Below are 18,932 nucleotides of genomic sequence, written 5' to 3' on the forward strand. Positions count from 1 at the left end.
TTCCTGCCCCTCCCCCGCCGAGGGCACGCGCTCTGTATCCAGCAAAAGATCTCAGATGAAAGATTTGAGATCGCAATTCCATGATCCACACATCTGCCTGCGCGTCGTCCGCGTCACCCAGGCCCACCCCGAAGGAGCCGAACGTGTCAGGAGCACCCACGACCGGTCGCAACGAAGGCTGGCGCGTCAGTGCCGACATCGGCGGCACTTTCACCGACGTCATCGCCCTCGGGCCCGACGGCCGCGTCCTGCCCGTCAAGGTTCTCTCCACTCCGCCCGACTTCGGCACCGCGGTCCTCGAGGGGGCGGCCGCCGCGCTCGGTGACGCGGGCATCGAGACGCATGAGGTCCACGCGATGCTGCACGCCACCACCGTGGCCACCAACGCGATCCTTGAAATGCGCGGTGCGCGCACCGCGCTGGTCACCACCAAGGGCTTCCGGGACGTCCTGGAACTCGGCCGCCTGCGCCGCCCCCTGCTGTACGACCTGTCCTGGCAAAAGCCCGTGCCGCTCGCGCCGCGCCGCCACCGCTACGAACTGGACCAGCGCATCACCGCGAATGGTGAACTCAGGCCCGCCGCGGACAGCGCCGAGGTGGCCGACCTGGCCGATCGGATTCGTGCGGCGGGCATCGAGGCCGTCGCCGTCTGTTTGATCAACTCCCATATCCGCCCCGACGAGGAACAACGTGTCGCGGCCGAACTGCGCGAACTGCTGCCCGGCGTGTACGTCTCCGCCTCCGTCGACATCTCACCGCAGATCAAGGAGTTCGAGCGCACCAGCACCGCGGTCGTGAACAGCTACGTCGGGCCGCAGGTGCACGACTACGTCAGCGCGCTCAGCGACGGGCTGCGCGCGGCGGGCATCACCGAGCCCCTCATGATCATGCAGTCCAGCGGCGGCCTCCTCGACGCGGCGTCCGTGGTGCAACGGCCCGTGCAGATCATCGAGTCAGGCCCCGCAGCAGGCGTCATCGCCGTTCAGAAGCTGGCCCAACTGATGGGCCTCGACTCCGTCGTGGCGTTCGACATGGGCGGCACCACCGCCAAGGCCTCGCTCATCGAAAACGGGGAGCCTTTCGTCGCCGCCGACTACGAGGTCGGCGGAGGAATGAACCTCACGAGAAGCATGGGCCGGGGCGCCGGCTACATCGTGCGGGTGCCTTCCATCGATATCGCCGAGGTGGGCGCCGGCGGCGGCAGCATCGTCTCCGTGGACGCGGCAGGCTCCCTGAGAGTCGGCCCCGAAAGCGCGGGATCCCAGCCCGGCCCCGTGTGCTACGGAAACGGCGGCGACCATCCCACCCTCACCGACGCCAATGTCGTCCTGGGCTACCTCAGTCCCCGGTCCATCGCCGGCGGTCGGGTGACGATCCGTCCGGACCTCGCCGAGAAGTCCCTCGACACCATCGCCCAACAGTTGGACGTCGACATCCCCACTGCCGCGCGCGGCGCCTACGAGGTCGCCGTCTCCAACATGACGAAGGCCGTCAAGGCCGTCACCAGTGAACGGGGCCGCGATCCACGGGACGCGGTCATGGTGGCTTTCGGAGGAGCGGGCCCCCTCTACGGTGCCGCTCTGGCGAGGGAACTGGGCATCGACACCGTCATCGTTCCCGTGCACACGGGCCTGTTCAGCAGCCTCGGCCTGCTCGTGGCCGACACCTCCCGCGAGTCGGTCGCACCCCACCGCCCCCAATTCGACGAACCCGGCGTGCTCACCGCCGAGTTCAACCGTATGGCCGAGGACATCACGCGGGCGCTGCGGGAAGCCGCGCCGGGCGCGGAAGCCGATGTGCAGCGGGTCCTCGACATGCGCTACCGCGGCCAGCGGTTCGAACTCCCGGTCGTGGTACCCAACGGCACCGTCACACCCGCCCTCATGGCCGGAGCCCGCACGCGGTTCCACGCCGAGCACCGCCGCACCTACGGTCGCGCGGGCGACGACGAGCTGATCGAGATCGTCAACATCCGTGTACGGGGCACGGTACGCAACCCCATCACCATCGACCGCGCGCTGCGTCTGCTCCCGCAGCACTCCCGCCCCGCCCATTCCCGGGCCTGCCGGTTCGACCACACGGAAGACACCCCGGTCATCGCCCGCGCCGAACTGCCCTCCCACCGCGTGCCCGGACCGCTGGTCATCGAGGACATGGACTCGACGACCCTGGTGCCGCCGGGGGCCACCGCGCAGCGCGACAGCCTCGAGAACATCGTCATCCGCTGGACCACTGCCACCAAGGAATCGTCATGAGCCCGCACCCCATCCGCGACGCCGCCACATTCGAGGTGTTCCGCAACGCGGTAACAGGACTGTCCGACGAGATGGCGATCACCATCCTGCGTACGGCCCACTCGCAGATCGTCGCCTCCAGCATGGACTTCTCGGCCGCGCTGTGCGACGCCTCCGGGCGTGTCATCGCCCAGGCCAACACATGCCCGGTGCACCTCGGTTCCATACCCGAGGCCATGAGCGCCGTCCTGGACGCGTTCGGGGACACCGTCCGTCCCGGCGACATCTATCTCCTCAACGATCCGGACCTGGGCGGTATGCATCTGCCCGACATCTTCGCCGTCGGTCCGGTCTTCACCGATGAGCGGGAACTGATCGGCTACTCGGTCACGGTCGTCAACCACGCCGACGTGGGCGGCTGGGCCGCCGGATCGATGGCCGTGCAGTCCACCAGCATCTTCGCCGAAGGCGTCCAGATCCCGCCGTCCCGCCTGGTGGAAGCGGGCGTACTGAACGAAACGTTCCTGGCCCTGATCCTGCGCAACGTACGCGAGCCCGGCCTGCTGCGCGGTGACCTCGAGGCGCAGCTCGCCGCCTGCCACGCCGGCGGCGAAGGACTGAAGGATCTCGCCAGGCGCCACGGGACCGACGAATTGGCTGCGCTGATCGACGAACTCCTCGACTACTCCGAGACCCTCCTGCGTGCCGCGGTCACCGAAGCCCCCGACGGCAGCTACACATTCGAGGACTACATCGACGACGACGGGCTCGGCTCGCCACCCATCCCCTTCCGCGTCACCGTCGACATCGTCGGCGACGCCCTGCACCTGGACTTCACCGGATCGTCCCCGCAGGTCGCCTCGGCGCTCAACGCCACCGCCTCGTTCACCAAGTCCGCCTCCTACGCCGCCATCCAGGGAGCCCTCGGATCCGACATCCCGGCCAACAGCGGCTTCTACCGCCCCTTCACGTTCGTCATCCCCGAAGGCAGCATCCTCAACGGCAGACGGCCCTCCGCCCGCGGGGCACGCGGCCTGGTCGCCTACCGCATCATCGATACCGTCCTGGGCGCTCTGGCACCGGTCTTCCCCCACCGAGTCCCCGCCGCCGGCGACGGCGGCCCCGACTCCATCGCGATCGGCGTCACCGAGCAGGACGGATCCAGCGCCGTCCTGTGGGATGTCCTGTGCGGCGCCTGGGGGGCCAGGCCCGACCGCGACGGGGTGGACGGCATCAGCCCGCTCGGTGCGAACCTCGCCAACACGCCGATCGAGGAGCTCGAGCAGTCCGGGCACCTTCGCATCGACGGTTACGGCTATCTCCCCGACACCGGCGGACCGGGCAGATGGCGCGGTGGCCTGTCGACCTTCCGCGACATGACGATCCTCCACCCCGAGGCCTCGGTACAGATCCGTTCGGACCGGCGCCGGCACCTCCCCTACGGCCTTGCGGGAGGAGGACCGGGGACTCCCTCGTCCAACCTGCTCAACCCCGGAACACCGCAGGAGCAGATCCTGCCGACCAAGGTCATCCGGACCCTGGTCGCCGGCGACCGGCACCGCCACGTCACCGCCGGCGGAGGAGGTCACGGCAGCGCCCTGACCCGGGAGGCCGACCGGGTCCTGCAGGACGTACTCGACCAGAAAGTGACCGTCGCCGGCGCGGCCCGCGACTACGGCGTGGTCATCACGCCCACCGGCACGGTCGACACCGCGGCCACGCGAGAACTCCGCTCCGCTCACCACCGCTGAACGACCGCTCTCCCATGCCCGGCCGCGCCCCGGAGCATCCCCCGCACCACGCCTGAGAAGAGGTCACCGTCATGGCCGAGGTCACCGTCCCCGCCCCCACCGACCGATCCGTGCGCCGGCTGTGGCGCAAGGTGGGCATACGCATCATCCCGTTCATCGGAATCGCCTACGTCATGAGCTACATCGACCGCGCCAACCTCGGCTACATGGCCGCGCCCCTCAGCAAGGACCTGGGCATCTCCGGCTCGCAGATGGGACTGGCCTCCGGATTGTTCTTCATCGGCTACGTCCTCGTCGAGGTGCCGAGCAACATGATGCTGCGCCGATTCGGGGCACGACGGTGGATCACTCGCATCCTCGTCACCTGGGGCGCGGTCACGATGGCGACGGCCGGGGTGCAAAACGTCGGCCAGCTCTACGCCATGCGGATCCTTCTCGGCTTCGCCGAAGCAGGACTGGCCGCGGGCATCCTCCTGTACCTGACCGGCTGGTTTCCTCGCAGGTACCGGTCCTGGGCCCTGTCGGCGTTCTTCATGATGATTCCGCTCTCGGGCATCATCGGCTCGCCCCTCGCCGCCGCCCTCCTGTCCTGGGGACAGAGTCTCACCGGACTGGCCGGATGGAGATCGCTGTTCCTGGTCGAGGGGGCCATCACCCTCCTCGCCGGAATCCTCGTCTTCACGATGCTGCCCGACCGGCCCCGCGACGCCAAGTGGCTGACGACGGCCGAGAAGGAGGCCATCGAACGCCGGCTCGCGCAGGAAACATCCGAGCAGGAAGCGCGTGGCGCGCTGTCCAGCGTGCGCCAGTCCCTCACCAGCGCGCGGGTCTGGACGCTGGCGCTGGCCTTCTTCGCCATCGTCTTCGGCCTGTACCCGATCGCGTTCTTCCTCCCCACGATGATCTCCACATTGACCGGCAGCATCTCCGGCATCTCGAACGTCAGCAGTGTGCTGCTGGCCGGCATCCCGTCGGCGTTCGCGATCATCGCCATGGCGGTCTGGCCCAAGGTCGCCTCAGGCATGTCGGCGGTGTCCTCCACCGTGATTCCCATGGGCGTCGGAGTCGTCGGCCTGGTGACAGCCACGTTCACGCACAACAATGTCGTCTTCATCGCGTCGTTCTGCCTCAGCGTCTCCGGTATCTACACGGCCATGCCCCAGTTCTGGCGGCTGCCGCCGCTGTCTCTGACCGGCGCGGCCGCCGCTTCGGGCATCGCCGTGATCAACTCGGTGAGCAACATCAGCGGCTTCGTCGGCCCCTACTTCACCGGCTTCATCGCCGACACGACCGGCAGTTACACCTACGCACTGCTGACCATCGCGCTCATCATGGTCGCCGGTGCGGCGATCCTCCTCACCGCCGGGCGCAAAGCGGAGCACGATGGAACGAGTCGTCAGGTGCTCCCGCTGTCCAAGAAGGAGAAGATCGCATGATCGTGCCGGCGAATCCGGCCTTGATCGTCGGTGACATGCAAAAGGGCATCCTCGCGAGCTATCCCTTCGCCCGGCAACCCGTGCCCGCTCAGTTGTCGCTGCTGTCCGCAGCGCGGGCCGGCGGCTTGCTCGTGATCTTCGTGCGCACCCATCTGCGGCCCACAGGCGCCGATGTCTCGGCGAACAACCCGCTGTTCCAGCGGTTCCACCAGGCCGGGAACCTCTTCCACGAAGGTGCGGAGGCCACCGAAATCGCCGCGGAGTTGGAGGCACGGGCGGATGAAGCCGTCGTGGGCAAGCGCCGGACCAGCGCCTTCGCCGGCACCGACCTCGACCTGCTGCTGCGGGCCGGGCACGTCGACTCCCTCGTGCTGACCGGTGTCGCGACCAGCGCGATGGTGGCGGCCACCCTCGTCGACGCACTCGACCTCGACTACCGTGTCACCGTCGTGAGCGATGCCTGCGCCGACGCCGAGCCGGACGTCCACGACTTCTTCATGGAGCGTGTCTTCCCTGCTCGGGGCGCCCGGGTAACGACCTCTCGGGCCTGGATCGAGGACCACCGCCCGGAAGCCTGAGCACCTCGACGGCCCGGCGTGCGTGTGCGGTGCGGATGGTGAAACCGGGTATCGCACGGGCCAACGCGCGCCAACGACATGCCACATGGCCGACGGAACGTATCGCGGCCTTGACCGGGCTGGGAACGCGATGGAGGGAAGACGAGCCCGGCGGGGGTGAGGGGCAAGCCGGTCGGCGGCGCCGAGGGTGGCGTGCGGAAGTCCGTGCGTTGGCCGATTCCGAGGTGTTGGTGGACGGCCTCCCCGAACTCGCCGCCGGGATCGTCGAGTTGTTGCGTGCCGATGGCGATGCGGGTCCGGCCCACGTTGTGCGACCGGTTGCCGCGACGCGGGAGCATGGCCTCGATGAGGTGGGGCCGGGTTGGGGCACGGCACGCTGGTGGCGCCCGTCCTGGACGTCACCACCTGGCTGCACTTGGCCCGCGACGGGCCGATCCGCGCGCGACTGCTGTCCTCGGCCGCGCAGTTGACCGTCCTGCTCGGCACCATGTGCGCCGACGACGGCGCCGACGCCCTCGCCCAGCCACTACCACCGCGCCGCCGCCCACCTCGCCGCCGAGGCCGACGACCCCGCCACCTACACGATCGCCCTGCGCGCCCTGGCCACCCAGGCCCACGAACTCGGCCGCCACCGCCACGCCCTGGCCCCCGCCGAACGGGCCGCCGCCACCGCCGACCACCACACCCCACCCATCGTCCGCGCCTACGCCCACGCCCAACTCGCCGTCGCACACGCCCACAACCACCAACACCCCCAAGTCGACGGCGGAGCCGTCACACGTCGGCGGACTGCGCCGGCGCTGCGACGGCTCCGTTCAGGGTGTCACGCACGGTGAACCGTTCGAGTTCGGTGGCTACGGCGTCGGCGACCCTTCGCTCGAGTGCGGTCAGCGTCTGCTGGACACTGCGGCCGACGGCGCACTCGGGGTCGGGTCCGTGCAGTCCGAACACCGGGTCGGCGCCCTGGAGGAGTCGCCAGACCTGCGCGAGCGTGATGTCCCCCGCGTCGACGGCCAGTTCCCAGCCCCCATGCACGCCCGGGCGTGAGCGCACCAGCCCGGCTTCCCGCAGCGGGCCGAGCACCCGGCGCACGTGAACGGGGTTGGCGTTGGTGCTCCCGGAGAGCTCGTCCGAACTCACCGGCGTGCCGTCGGTCCTGCCCGCGAGGTAGGTCAGCAGGTGCACGGCGACAGCGAACTGTGTGTTGGTCGGTCTGGCCATGCCCCCATCTTGCCATTTCGTAATCAGCGTGGCTACAGTAAAGCGAATTCGCAATCATCATGACTACGGATTGGAAGCGGCATGACGATCGGCATCGCCGGAGCTTCCGGCCCTTCGGGGCGCGCCGCCGCCGGCTTCGTACCGCGGAACACCGACCTGCGGGAGGTCGTACTCGCCGCTCGGATCGGCGCACGCCTCGCCCGGCAGAGCGCCGTCGTCGCGACCCCGGCCGACGCGGGTGTCCGGCACGTGGTGTACACGTCCGTGCCGGAACCGGTATCGGCCAACCCGGCGCGTGGTCGCCGACCACGCCGGCACGGAGCGGGCGCCGCACGACAGCGGCCCGAGGTGGACGACGCCGCGCAACAACCTCCACATGCACATGCAAGTACCGGTCGTCGAGCGGGCCGTCGCGTCGGGCCGGTCGGTGACCAGCGGCTGTACCGGTGCCGTCGCCCATGTGACCCGTGAGGACCGCGCGGTGGCGGCCGCCGCGGTCCCGACCCGGGACGGGCACGAGGACACGGTGTACGACGTCATCGGGCCCGAGGCGCCGAGCGGCGCCGACCTCGTGGCCCTCGCGCGAGACATCGGCGGTCGATGTGTCGAGTTCGTCGGTGTCGACGACGACGCGTCCACAGACGGCTTGCGGACGGCCGGCCCGCCCGCGGGGGTCGCGAAACCGGTGACCTCGTTCGGCGCGGCGGTGTGCGCCGGCTTTCCGGCGAACGTCGGTTCGACCGGCCACCGGCCGACGGCCCCGGCGGACGTCGTCCGGGCGCCGCCGAAGTCCCGACCGCAGGGGCCGCGACGAACGGCTCGGCGCGATCGTCACCCGCAGACCCGCCGGGCCGCCGATCGCGGGAACGAGGACCGGCACCGAAACGAATCACCGCCCACCCGGCGGCCACCGGCCGCACCACAAGGAGGCTCGGAATGACCACTGAAATCCAGACCCAAACTCTCCACCTGCGTCGCCTGGCATGGGCCGGCGTCGAGGTTCGCCTCGGCGACACCCGTCTGGTCATCGACCCACTCGAAAACGCCGAGCCGCTCGCCCCCGTCATGGGGTCGCCGCGCCGGCCCCTGCCTCCCATCGACGCTCCTCCCGGGACACACGTACTGCTCACGCACCTGCACCCGGACCACTACGACCACGAACTGATCACCCGGCTCGCCGCCTCCGGGACCATCGGCTGCCACACACCGATCGCACCGACGCTGAGGGAGGCCGGCATCGACGTGATCCCCCAGGAGATCGGGCTCCCCCGTTACATCGGTCCGTTGACGGTGACGCCGGTCGTCGCGCTGGACTGGCGCGGCAGCGAGGCCGACCAGGTCGCCTGGATCGTGGAGGGCGCCGGACGACGGATCATCCATTGCGGCGACACTATGTGGCACGGCAACTGGTGGCAGATCGCCCGCGACCACGGCCCGTTCGACGTCGCGTTCGTGCCGGTCAACGGCGTCATAGCCCATTTCGACGGCTACGGGGCCGATGTGCCCGCCACCTTGACGCCCGAGCACGCGATCGAGGCCGCCGCCGCGCTCGGGGCCGGCACCGCCTGCGCGATCCACCACGGGCTCTTCCACAACCCGCCCATCTACACCGAACAACCCGACATCGAACGCCGCTTCCGCCGAGCCGCCGAGGCGCGCGGCATCACCGTCGCACTCGTGAACGACGGAGAACCCGTACCCCTCCCGATCGGGAACGCCGAGCAAACAAGGGGCGGTTCGCCGGTGTAGGGCACGATCGGAACGGTAAGCAGAGCGACCGGAAGACTCAGGGGCAGCGTCACGCGCAACACATCGACAGCGCGTGTCGTCTCGCGGGAGTCGAAACGCAAAATGGTAGATCCGGAAGGACCGGATGTCGCACGGTGGCACTCCGGTTTTCGATTCGGTCAGGCATGTAACGGTCCGATCGTCTGCTTCCGCGACCCCGTCCGAGATGTCGACATCGGGCGGGGTTCTTCTCGCAAAGGTTGTATCCCTGCGCGATACCCGACACCGGATTCGCGGCCGACCCGGGCTCCCACAGCGTGGTTTTCGAGCTTCTGCGGGCCGCACTAGGCGATCGGCACCTGACCTTCCGGGGCAGGTCCTCCGGAACACTGATGGCACAACAGTACGCCGAGTTGTTCCCACGGCGGGTCCGGGCGTTGGTCGCGGGCAGCAACATGGACCACAGCCTGAGCGGTGCGGACTTCCGCGAACGCAGGCCGCGACCGTCGAGGACTCCTTCACGGAATTCGTGAACTGGTGCGCCGGCGCGGCGGACTGGCCGCTGCGCGCGGCGTCGAGTTCTCCGGGATATCGGCGTTCCGTCCCGGCCCGTTCGTCGATCGCGGTGATCGTCAGACCCGGTCGTGCAGGGTGCCTCGTGGTCGAAGGCGACGATGTGGCTCACGCGTTCGAGCCGGTCGACGTCGACCGGTACCGCCACCGCTCCGCCGATGAAAATATCACCTCTTCTTCTTAAACAGGGCAACTTACAGGATGGATGGTGACAAGCTGATTTGGCAGCGTAACGCCAGGTACTTCAGGGCGACTTGCATTCTGCTCGTGCGCCCGGAGTTTCGTTGCGTTCGTGACGGGCCGGCCCGGTTCCTCGCACGGCGGCGGCCCGTATGGACAGGACCTCGAAGTGCCCCAGGGGAGGAACCTCTTGCCCATCCGAATTCGGCTGCCGCGCGGCTTCGCCGCCATAGGCACCGCCCTGCTCGCCACCCTGTTCGCCGCCGTCTCCGTTCCGCTGACGGCGTCCGGCGCCGCGGCGGCGTCCCCCATCTGCCTGAGCGGCAAACTCCAGTACGACTACCAGTCGGCCGAAGCCGGCACGAACAAACCCACGATGACCAAGCCGGTCCGCAACGCGAACGCCCAACTGTGGGGCAAGGAGAAGTCCACCGACGCCCCGCGCCAACTCACCCCCGACTACCAGTACACCGGCGTCAACGACGGCGGCTTCAACCTCTGCTACACCCCCACCTCCACCACCTCGATGAGCAGCATGTGGGTGCGGTTCCGCACCGAGAGCACCAAGCTGTGGAAGGTCGGCGACTCCACCGGTACCCCCTACACCCTGGACTCACCCACCCAGGCCGACATCTCCGCCGGCGTCAACCTCGGCACCCTCAAGCCGACCGCCGGCACCGCGCGGGCCTGGCACGCCTTCGACACCGTCAACCTCCTGTGGTGGAAGCGCAACAACTCCGTCAGCGACTGCTGGTCCACCCACGAGGCGAACAACAACGCCTGCACCGAACTCAACATCCGGTGGACCGCCGATTCGGTCGACGGCCCGTCCTACGACCTGGCCAACACCGTCCACCTCTCCGCCGCCGACCCCGACTCCGAGCACACCGTGCTCCACGAGGGCGGCCACTTCCTCCTGCATCGCCTGTACGACGGGTGGTGGCCGAACGTAACCGGCTGCAACCCGCACTACATCGAGAAGGCCAGCTCCGGCACCTGCGCCTGGGTCGAGGGCTTCGCCGACTCCGCCGCCGCCTACCTCCTCGGGGACTACCGCTACGTGTGGCCCAACGGCGACAGCCGGAGCTTCACCTACTCCACCGGCTGGGACACCGGGGACCAGGTCCAGGGCAACGTGGACGGCTCGCTGCTCGACCTGTGGAACAACGTCGACGGCGGTTGGAACGGCACGATCAGCGTGCTGACCACGCACACTCCCTCGACATTCGCCGACTACTTCAAGGCAGTTCGGCCCACCGCCAACCCCCCGCTCGCCACCACCGGAAGCGCGCTGACCCGCCTGGCCGCCCACGCCATCAACTACGGTCCCACGATCGTGGGCGACGGCCGAACCCACGCCCTCACCAACGGCGGCGGCCTGGCCATGGAACGCGTCGGCCAGTGCGGTGCGTCCGGCAGCGCCCCCGCCAACCTCTACACCTACGATCCCACCAGCACCAGACAGCAGTGGACGCTGAGGGCGAACGCGAACGGCACGGCGAAACTCATCGACGGCTGCCCGGACGCACTCGTGCTGACCGCGCCCTACAACGCCGGCGAACAGGCCACCCTGCGGGCCGTCAACTCCTCCAACGCCTGGCAGGAATGGCAGGTCACCCAGAACAGCAGCGGGACCTTCACGATCACCAACCCGGCCAGCGGATTCACCCTCGACAGCGCCTCCGTCACCATCGGCGCCGCCGTCATCACCAAGCCGACCGCCAACACCACCACCCAGAACTGGGCCGCGCTCAACTGACAGCCGACAACCCCATGGCGCTCCTGCGGCCCCCGGCCGTCGGAGCGCCCCTCTTCGGTACGGCCCGACCCCCGCGACCGGCATGACCATCCGGACCGACACCACCCCGCCGGCAATACCCGCAATCCCTGCCCCGGACCACCGTCTTCGAGGTGCTCGCCGACGCCGGTCGGCCCGAGGAGACCGTGACCGAGCTCGAACGGCACCCCACCGCCAATCCGGAGTTCCCGGCCCGGTATCTGATCGACCTCGGCCGCATCGAGGAAGCCGTGGCGCACCTGCGACGGCCCCGCCCCAGGCCGACCTGGCCGGCCACGACCGGTGACACGGACACACCCCCGTTCTGAACGTCGGAAACACCCGAGATTGCCGAGGTGCGGATGCCGGAGTTCGAACGCAGGTGTGGCGCCTGCACGATTTCGGGCCGGCCAACCCCGAGGCTCCTGCCTGGGAGGGGCTGGAGGCGGGGGCGGGCATCGCCTTCCCCCGGCGGCTGCACGCGGTTCGTCGACGCGGTAGGGCCGTGCCGGCTGAACGACAGGCTGTACTCGATGAGCGGTCGAAGCCGCGCTGTTCTGGGCCGGGATACGGATCAGGCGCTGACGACACCGGCCTACTCCCGGGTGGGATCCTCTCGAACGTGGCCGAGCAAGTACGCGGACTCCGAAAGGAGTTCCTCCGTCACCCGCACGCCCGTCAGCCGCTCGGCGAGCGCGAAGACGTTCGCCTTGTCGTCGAACACGTCGAGGTCGGCTCGGCCGTCGGGGTCGCACCAGACCTCCTCCATGATGGGGAGCAGGTCGTCGGGAGTGCTGCCGGTGCGGGCCCCGGGCCTCTCGAAGGTGGTACGCGGTTCGCCGTCCTCGTACCAGTCGAAAAGGTGGATGGGCTTGCCGCCGTTGCTGGAATGCATGACGGCGCGCGACCCTGCGGACAGGATCTCCAGGAACCAGGCGCGCATCCCGACACCACCGTCGAAGTGCAGGACCAGGGTCCAGTCCCCGCTCTCGCCCGGCACGGTGAACGCGCCCGCGAGGAACGACCCGTCCCACGTCCGGGCGGCGAAGAGTTCGCTCTGCCGCTTGATCAGGCCGTGGAATCCTGTGCACACCCCCAGTGGTTCGGCCTCCATCACCCGTAGCACCTCCGCGGGCGCGACGCCGCACACCAGGGTGAGGCAGTATCCGACCTCCATGCCGAGCCCGAGGAAGGGCGAGGAGCGTATCCAGCCGTAGTCGGCCGCAGTGACGGAATGCATGCGGCACAACCTCTCATCGGCCACCGACGCCGTCACCCCGCAAACGGCAACCCGGGTCCGGACCCGCCCGGTCGGCCGAAATGGAACAGGCGCATACATCGGGAACGGACGGGCGGGTATCGCCTGCGGCGCTCGGAGCCCCGGGGTGCGTTCGACGTCGCGGATGGCGGCCGGCGGCAGCGCGCGTTCGGCCATGACCAGGTGCGGGGCGACGGCGGGCACGTCCAGGCCCATCAGGCCGGCGGTGGTGGTCGGCGTCATGCCCAGGCGGTAGCGCGGCACGACGGCGTCGGCCCGGTCGGGCGGCAGGGTCCGGTGCGGCGCGTCGCGGACGGTGTCGGGGCGGCGGCGAGAGTGATGTGGAGGATTCGGCCATCGCATGGCGAGATATCGCTTTGTGGTACCGGGTGATTGCGAAGTGTGATCTGATCGGGACCTGGCAGAGCCGTAAGCAGTGTCAGGTCACGCGCGTAGAGGGCGAGGGGGCGTCTCGTGCCGGTGTCCGTGGTGGATCCGCTCGTCGGTCATCCGATGCGGAGGGGACTTCGTCCCGCGCCCGGATAGGGCCCGACTCCCGAGGCACGCCCGGCCGTCGTGACCCCAGCCGCACCGCCCGGCCGCCGGGTCGCCCGGTCGACCTGTCGTCCAGCCGCTCCGCTGCCTTGCACATCCGAGATGTCTGGAGTCTGCGATGGCCATTCCCGTGCCACCCGGCCCCCACGCGAGGGTGATCTTCGTCGGTGTCGGTCAGGGCGACTGCACCCTGATCATCTTCCCCGACCCACCGCACGGCACCGGCGAGGTGGTGTTGATCGACTGCGGCTCCACCAAGGGCGCACGCTGCCTGATCACCACCCCCACGCAGGAGGTCGTGGACGCCCTCACCAATGTCAAGCGCCTCCTCGCCACCTTCGTGCCGAGGAAGACGATCGACTACCTGTTCATCTCGCACGCCGACGAGGACCACTACAACCTGCTGGTGCGCGCGCTCGACGGATTCACGGTGAAGTCCGCCTACTACACCGGGGTGCTGGAGGATTACCAGAACGGTCGCGACAAGTCCGGCGGTCTACCGAACGCCACCTACCGGTGGCTCCAGGCCAACGGCGCGCAACCACTGCCCAATTCCCTCGCGTTCAGCGGACCCCCGGCCGGCGGGGGCACCGGCGTGCCCTGGCAGTACGGTCAGCCGATCGTGCGCCTGGGCACCGACGAAGGGCTCTACGCCGTGGCGGCCAACGCCACCGGCACCTACGCGACGCGCAAGGCGAAGTGGGAGAAGTGCCTGGCCCCGGCGACGGATCCGCACGAGAAGACGCGCCTGCGGAAGGAACTGGAACGCTACGACCCGAACCCGGACAGCGCGGTGCTGGCGCTGGTCTACAAGAAGGCCGTGATGGTGTTCGCCGCGGACTCGACGGTGGTCACCGAGGACTTCATCCTCGCCAACTGGGCACCCCGGCTGCCCTCGGCGAACGTCACCCTCAAGATGGGGCACCACGGCAGCGACACCTCCTCCCGCGAGCGGTGGATCAAGCTGATCAAACCGCAGCGGCTCACCGTCAGTTCCGGGACCAAGTCCTTCAACGGCTCGGGTATCCCCAAGATCAGCCACCTGGAACAGGTGAAGACGTGGTCCGGCGTCGTCCAGCCCGCCGAACCGCACGAGTACACCTACTTCGACGACCGGGCCGCGCCGAACCCGTCGTTCCTGGTCGACCAGACCGACCGGGGCGTGTTCACCTCGCAGTTGATGGTCAACCCGGACTGGACGCCCACGACACCGGACGACGAGCGCTTCATCTGCGGCACGTGGCACCTGACGCTCGACGCCGCCGGCAACGTCATGATCGGCTACTGAGACCCGGGGGGACAACGCCATGGCGCTGACCACAGACGAACTCCGGCGCAGGTTTCCCACGATCGGCGGCGAATTCCGCCTGACCGCCGCCGAACTGGCCGTGCCGGGCACGGAAGACCTCTTCGGCACCTACCTCGGCGGCCCGCTGGCCGTGACCGGGGTCACCGCCGTCGACCCGGAACACCTCACCCTCTCCGGGGCGGTGACCGTGCCCGGCCTGACCCCGGGCGCCGCGGCGACGGTCACCTTCACCGCGAACACGACCGCATCGCCGCCGGTGGTGGTCGGTCTGACCGTCGACGTCACCCTGACCACCGCGCCGGACCCGGGCGAGTGGAAGATCGACCTCCCCTACCTCCGGCTCGAAGCCGGCTTCCTGCGCTCCTACGGCTTCGACCGACTGTTGTTGGTGTTGTCCGCCGAACCCGGCGCCGACGACGCGGTGTCCACGGTCGCGACCGTCGGCGGCGACCTCCCGTTCGCCGCCGCCGGGGGAGCCGCGCTGCGGTTGCGCACGCTCGTGCAGACCGGCCCGGCCGCCAGTACGTACACGTTGCACGGCGCGTTCGCCGGAGTGGGCTTCACCACCCTCGGCGACCTCGGCCAACTCGTCCCGGGAGTACCCGCCGGCCGCTTCGTGCTGCCCGACCTGCCCGGCCTGCCGCTCCCGGCCACGCTCGAACTCCTCGAACTGAGCGTCGTGTTCACCCCCGACGCGCAGCGCGCGGCGGCCGGTCTCGATCCCGTGCTCGGCGCGTCGGTACGGGTGGGCATCCCGGCCCGCTGGGACCTGATCCCCGGCGTGTTCGACGTCGAGGAGATCGACGCCGAGTTCGGCATCGCGTCCCCGCGCAGCACCGGGGCGAACGTGCACGCCCGACTCGGTGGCGTCCTGCGCGTCGGTGATGCCTTCGTCGGCGTGTCCGTCTCCGTACCCGAACTCGACCTCACCGCCGAGCTGCTCCAACCGCTCCCGCTCACCGACGTGCTCGGCCTCTTCGTACCCGGCGCCCAGATCCCCACCGGGACGGTCGAGGCGTTCGGGGCGTGGCTCGACGCGCGGTCGAAGGACTTCGGTGTCGAACTGGACCTGGCGGGCGACTGGGAGATCGGCGACGTCTTCGCGCTCACCGGCATCACGCTGTCCGTCGAGGGCACCGGGACCGCCGGCCGCACCGTCGGGCTGAGCGCCGAGGCCGCCGTCGGCGGCACCCGGCTGAGCATCGCGGCCCGCTACGACAACGGCCTGTGGCGATTCTCCGGCATCGCCAACGACCTGGTCCCCGCCGACCTGTTCGCGCTCTTCGACGTGGCGCCACCCGCACTGCTCGCCGACCTGACGGTACGTGAGACCAGGGTGTCGTTCGACAGCGGCGGCCGGGAGTTCGACCTCGGCTGCTCCTGCGCCTTCCCCCTCGGCGACGCCGACGCCGTGCTCGACCTGACGGCCCGGCTGACGCGTCGGGCGGCCGGCGGGTACGACAAGAACGTCGCCGGCACACTGACCGTGCGGGTCCCCGACGGGCACGACGACCCGCGCACGCTGGTCTTCGCCGTCGAGTACCACGAACAGGGCCCGGCGGCGACGATCACCGGGACATGGCACGCGGACGAAGGCGTCGCGCTGACCGACCTGGTGGCCGCGCTCGGTATCGAACTGCCCGACCTGCCCGAGGTGTTGCGGCCCGTGCTCACCGCACTGTCGGTGCGGTACGAGTCCGCGACCGGCCGGGTGCTGCTGACCGCCTCGACCGAACACACGGGCTGGGTCTACGCCGCCCGCCCCGGCACCGGTCCGGGCGCGCCCCGGGTGCATGCGGCGGCGGTGCGCGCCCGGCTCGGGGCACGCGCCTCGGACCTGCCGCTGGTCGGCGAGGCGATCCCGCCCGGCGCGGACCTCGTCGTCGACGGCATCGCCTTCACCTCCACGCCCACCGGCTGGGACGCGCCGCAGGCCGCCGCGATCAACGACGCGTTGCACCGGATCGACTCCGGCCGCGAACGTCGACTGCCGCGCTTCGCCGGCGGCGCCGCGGCCGGGCCCGGCTTCGCCGTACAGATCGAGCTGAGCATCGGCGGGGTGGCGCAGGACCCGCTGCTGCTGCCGATCACCACCGGCCCCGGCGGCATGCTCGTGGCCGCCGCCCGAACCCCGCTCACGGTGCACGCGGCACCGGCCGACACGGGCGCGCGCGACCTCGACCTGACCTTCGGGGCGGTGCGCATCTCGCGGATCGGCGTCGGCCTCGCGGACGGGCGCATCCTCGTCGCGCTGGACGCCGTCCTGTCGGTGGGCCCGGTCCGGCTCGTGCTGATGGGCCTCGGCCTGGGCATCGACGGGGAGTTGACCGTCTCGCCCCGACTGCGCGGCGCCGGCGTGCAGTTGCACCAACCGCCGCTGCGGATCAGCGGCATGGTCGAGCGCCGCACCGGCTCGGAGGTCGCCCCCGGCCTGACCGAACAGTTCATCGGACTCGCCTCCATCGAGACCGGATTCTTCGCCCTGCACGCCGCCGGCTCGTACGCCAAGGCCGTCGACGGCTGGTCGTCGATGTTCCTGTTCGGCGAACTCTCCGGCGGCGAGCGGGGGTTGTTCGGCCCGCCCCCGTTCCGGGTGATCGCCCTCTCGCTCGGCTTCGGCGTCAACAGCACCGTCCGCACCCCGACCATCGCGGACGTCGGCACCTTCCCGCTGGTCGACCGCCTGGACGGGAGCGGCAGCGGCGACACCCCGGAACAGGTGCTGGAGAAACTCGCCGGTCCCGGCGGCTGGATCACCCCGCGCGAGGGCCGGTACTGGGGCGCGGGCGGCATCGAGTTCAGCTCGTTCGAGTTCATCCGCTCCCGGGCGTTGCTCCTGGTCGAGGGGGGCGAACAGTGGAAGGTGCTGCTGATCGGGCGCACCACGATCGACCTGCCGCGCACCAAGGCCGCCACCAAACCGATCGCCCGCGTCGTGATCGACCTGGCCATCGGATACCACCACGACCACGGCCTGTTCTCGATGGACGCCGTCATCGCGCCCGGCTCCTACGTCATCGACCCGGCGGCCGAACTCACCGGCGGACTGTCCCTGTACATCTGGGGCAAGGACCGCACCGCCGTCGGCGGCGGCAGGGGCTTCGTGTTCACCCTGGGCGGCTACCACCCGCGGTTCAAACGCCCCGCGTACTACCCCAACCCGCCCCGCGTGGGCTGGCGTTGGGCGATCGGCCCGGTGGCCATCCGGGGCCAGGTGTACGCGGCGCTCACCGACGGCGCGTTCATGGCCGGCGGCGAGTTGTCCGCGAACTACGACAAGGGACACGGCATCAAGCTGCAAGCCTGGTTCACCGCCTGGCTGGACGCGCTCGTGCAGTGGAAACCCTTCTACTTCGACCTGTCGATGGGCCTGAGCATCGGCGTCGCGGCCACCGTCAAGGTGTTGTTCATCCGCGTGCGGGTCTCCCTGTCGGTCGGGGTGTCGCTGGACCTGTGGGGGCCGCCGATCGGCGGCCGGGCCCGGATCAAGGTCTGGTTCATCGGCTTCACCATCGGCTTCGGCGCCGACCGCGCCGGTGTACCGGCGGTCGAATGGCCCGAGTTCGCCGTGCAGTTGCCCGCGCCGCTGTCGATCGCCCCGCTGGCCGGACTGCTGGTCGACGTCGACCCGGAGGAATCCGCGAGCCGGTCCGCCGCAGGGGAGCCGCTGCTGGTCTCCGGCGACGGATTCACCGTACGCACCGAGTCCGCCGTGCCCGCGAGCCGCATCACCCTCAACGGCAAGACCTTCGCCGGCAGCGCGGACGACACCATCGACATCCGGCCGATGGGCGCCAAGGGACAGGGCGTGGTCTCCGAACACCACGTCACGCTCGAGCGGTTCGACACCGAGTACACCCCCACCGGATGGCGCGTCACCGTGCACCGGCAGGACATGCCCAAGGGCATGTGGGGCGCGCCACTGGGCAAGCCCACGGACGTGCTCGACGGCGACGGCCTGCTCACCGACCGCCCGGCCGGCCTCACCTTCGAGATACCCGAACCCGAACTGGGCCCCGCCGTCGGCTGGGTGGACGGCAAGGCGCTGAAGGCCGACGGACTCCCGGACGCCGAGATCCCACGACTGGGCGCGCACCCGGAGGGGCCGCCGTCGATCCCCGACGACGAGGGCGAGGGCAGTATCCGCGCCATCGTCGACCCGGACACCGGCATCGCCGCGCCCACCACCGCCGAACGCCGCGCCTCGGTACACGCCGCCCTGGCCGCGCTCGGCCTCGCCCCCGGTACCGACGAACCGCCGACCCGCTACGCCGACCTCGCCAGGAGCACGTTCACCACCGCGCCCATGACCACCACAGCCGAGAGGTGAAC

At 70.0% G+C, this 18,932-nt stretch carries 12 protein-coding genes; 10 read left to right on the forward strand and 2 right to left on the reverse strand.

All coding sequences use genetic code 11. The annotated features are described in order from the left end of the window. Nucleotides 1–143: 143 nt before the first annotated feature. The 4 genes from EMA17_RS41430 (at nucleotide 144) to EMA17_RS41445 (ending at nucleotide 5,999) form a co-directional block, all read left to right on the forward strand. Entirely contained in the window at nucleotides 144–2,255 is a 2,112-nt protein-coding gene (locus EMA17_RS41430; protein ID WP_126642398.1) for a hydantoinase/oxoprolinase family protein, read from the forward strand. Next, on the forward strand, nucleotides 2,252–3,985 hold the full coding sequence (locus EMA17_RS41435) for a hydantoinase B/oxoprolinase family protein (RefSeq protein WP_126642399.1): 1,734 nt from the start codon (nucleotides 2,252–2,254) through the stop codon (nucleotides 3,983–3,985). Before EMA17_RS41430 ends, EMA17_RS41435 begins: the two co-directional genes overlap by 4 nt. A gap of 71 nt (nucleotides 3,986–4,056) precedes the next feature. Then, nucleotides 4,057–5,421 (forward strand): MFS transporter, encoded by a 1,365-nt coding sequence (locus tag EMA17_RS41440; protein ID WP_170222341.1) that lies wholly within the window; start codon nucleotides 4,057–4,059, stop codon nucleotides 5,419–5,421. Beyond that, on the forward strand, nucleotides 5,418–5,999 hold the full coding sequence (locus tag EMA17_RS41445; RefSeq protein ID WP_126642400.1) for a cysteine hydrolase family protein: 582 nt from the start codon (nucleotides 5,418–5,420) through the stop codon (nucleotides 5,997–5,999). Before EMA17_RS41440 ends, EMA17_RS41445 begins: the two co-directional genes overlap by 4 nt. A gap of 774 nt (nucleotides 6,000–6,773) precedes the next feature. Here the strand turns inward: EMA17_RS41445 and EMA17_RS41455 are convergent. Then, nucleotides 6,774–7,220, reverse strand: a complete 447-nt coding sequence (locus tag EMA17_RS41455; protein WP_126642402.1) for an Rrf2 family transcriptional regulator — start codon at nucleotides 7,218–7,220, stop codon at nucleotides 6,774–6,776. A 936-nt stretch (nucleotides 7,221–8,156) separates the two neighbouring features. Here EMA17_RS41455 and EMA17_RS41460 point away from each other — a divergent pair. From EMA17_RS41460 to EMA17_RS41475, 4 genes are all read left to right on the forward strand, one after another. Then, a complete protein-coding gene (locus EMA17_RS41460; protein ID WP_126642403.1) occupies nucleotides 8,157–8,969 on the forward strand; it encodes an MBL fold metallo-hydrolase in 813 nt (270 codons plus the stop codon). 296 nt (nucleotides 8,970–9,265) lie between these two features. Beyond that, on the forward strand, nucleotides 9,266–9,481 hold the full coding sequence (locus EMA17_RS54805) for an alpha/beta fold hydrolase (protein ID WP_246127233.1): 216 nt from the start codon (nucleotides 9,266–9,268) through the stop codon (nucleotides 9,479–9,481). A gap of 410 nt (nucleotides 9,482–9,891) precedes the next feature. After that, nucleotides 9,892–11,460: an RICIN domain-containing protein gene (locus tag EMA17_RS41470; RefSeq protein ID WP_126642404.1), complete on the forward strand. Its 1,569-nt coding sequence runs from the start codon at nucleotides 9,892–9,894 to the stop codon at nucleotides 11,458–11,460. Between the two features lie 185 nt (nucleotides 11,461–11,645). Further along, on the forward strand, nucleotides 11,646–11,807 hold the full coding sequence (locus EMA17_RS41475) for a hypothetical protein (RefSeq protein ID WP_218043234.1): 162 nt from the start codon (nucleotides 11,646–11,648) through the stop codon (nucleotides 11,805–11,807). 266 nt (nucleotides 11,808–12,073) lie between these two features. Here the strand turns inward: EMA17_RS41475 and EMA17_RS41480 are convergent, their stop codons facing one another. Then, nucleotides 12,074–12,979 (reverse strand): DUF6461 domain-containing protein, encoded by a 906-nt coding sequence (locus EMA17_RS41480; protein ID WP_246127234.1) that lies wholly within the window; start codon nucleotides 12,977–12,979, stop codon nucleotides 12,074–12,076. A gap of 430 nt (nucleotides 12,980–13,409) precedes the next feature. Here EMA17_RS41480 and EMA17_RS41485 point away from each other — a divergent pair, with 430 nt between their 5' ends. Both EMA17_RS41485 and EMA17_RS41490 read left to right on the forward strand, forming a co-directional pair. Then, nucleotides 13,410–14,579 (forward strand): ComEC/Rec2 family competence protein, encoded by a 1,170-nt coding sequence (locus tag EMA17_RS41485; RefSeq protein ID WP_126642406.1) that lies wholly within the window; start codon nucleotides 13,410–13,412, stop codon nucleotides 14,577–14,579. A 19-nt stretch (nucleotides 14,580–14,598) separates the two neighbouring features. Then, on the forward strand, nucleotides 14,599–18,930 hold the full coding sequence (locus EMA17_RS41490) for a DUF6603 domain-containing protein (protein ID WP_126642407.1): 4,332 nt from the start codon (nucleotides 14,599–14,601) through the stop codon (nucleotides 18,928–18,930). The last annotated feature ends 2 nt before the right edge of the window (nucleotides 18,931–18,932 follow it).

The sequence above is a fragment of the Embleya hyalina genome (assembly GCF_003967355.1).
Lineage (GTDB): Bacteria > Actinomycetota > Actinomycetes > Streptomycetales > Streptomycetaceae > Embleya > Embleya hyalina.

Coding starts and splice junctions, on each gene's coding strand:
- EMA17_RS41435 (WP_126642399.1), top strand. CDS start 2,252: ATGAGCCCGCACCCCATCCGCGACGCCGCCACATTCGAGGTGTTCCGC.
- EMA17_RS41490 (WP_126642407.1), top strand. CDS start 14,599: ATGGCGCTGACCACAGACGAACTCCGGCGCAGGTTTCCCACGATCGGC.
- EMA17_RS41445 (WP_126642400.1), top strand. CDS start 5,418: ATGATCGTGCCGGCGAATCCGGCCTTGATCGTCGGTGACATGCAAAAG.
- EMA17_RS41455 (WP_126642402.1), bottom strand. CDS start 7,220: ATGGCCAGACCGACCAACACACAGTTCGCTGTCGCCGTGCACCTGCTG.
- EMA17_RS41460 (WP_126642403.1), top strand. CDS start 8,157: ATGACCACTGAAATCCAGACCCAAACTCTCCACCTGCGTCGCCTGGCA.
- EMA17_RS41480 (WP_246127234.1), bottom strand. CDS start 12,979: ATGACGCCGACCACCACCGCCGGCCTGATGGGCCTGGACGTGCCCGCC.
- EMA17_RS41485 (WP_126642406.1), top strand. CDS start 13,410: ATGGCCATTCCCGTGCCACCCGGCCCCCACGCGAGGGTGATCTTCGTC.
- EMA17_RS41440 (WP_170222341.1), top strand. CDS start 4,057: ATGGCCGAGGTCACCGTCCCCGCCCCCACCGACCGATCCGTGCGCCGG.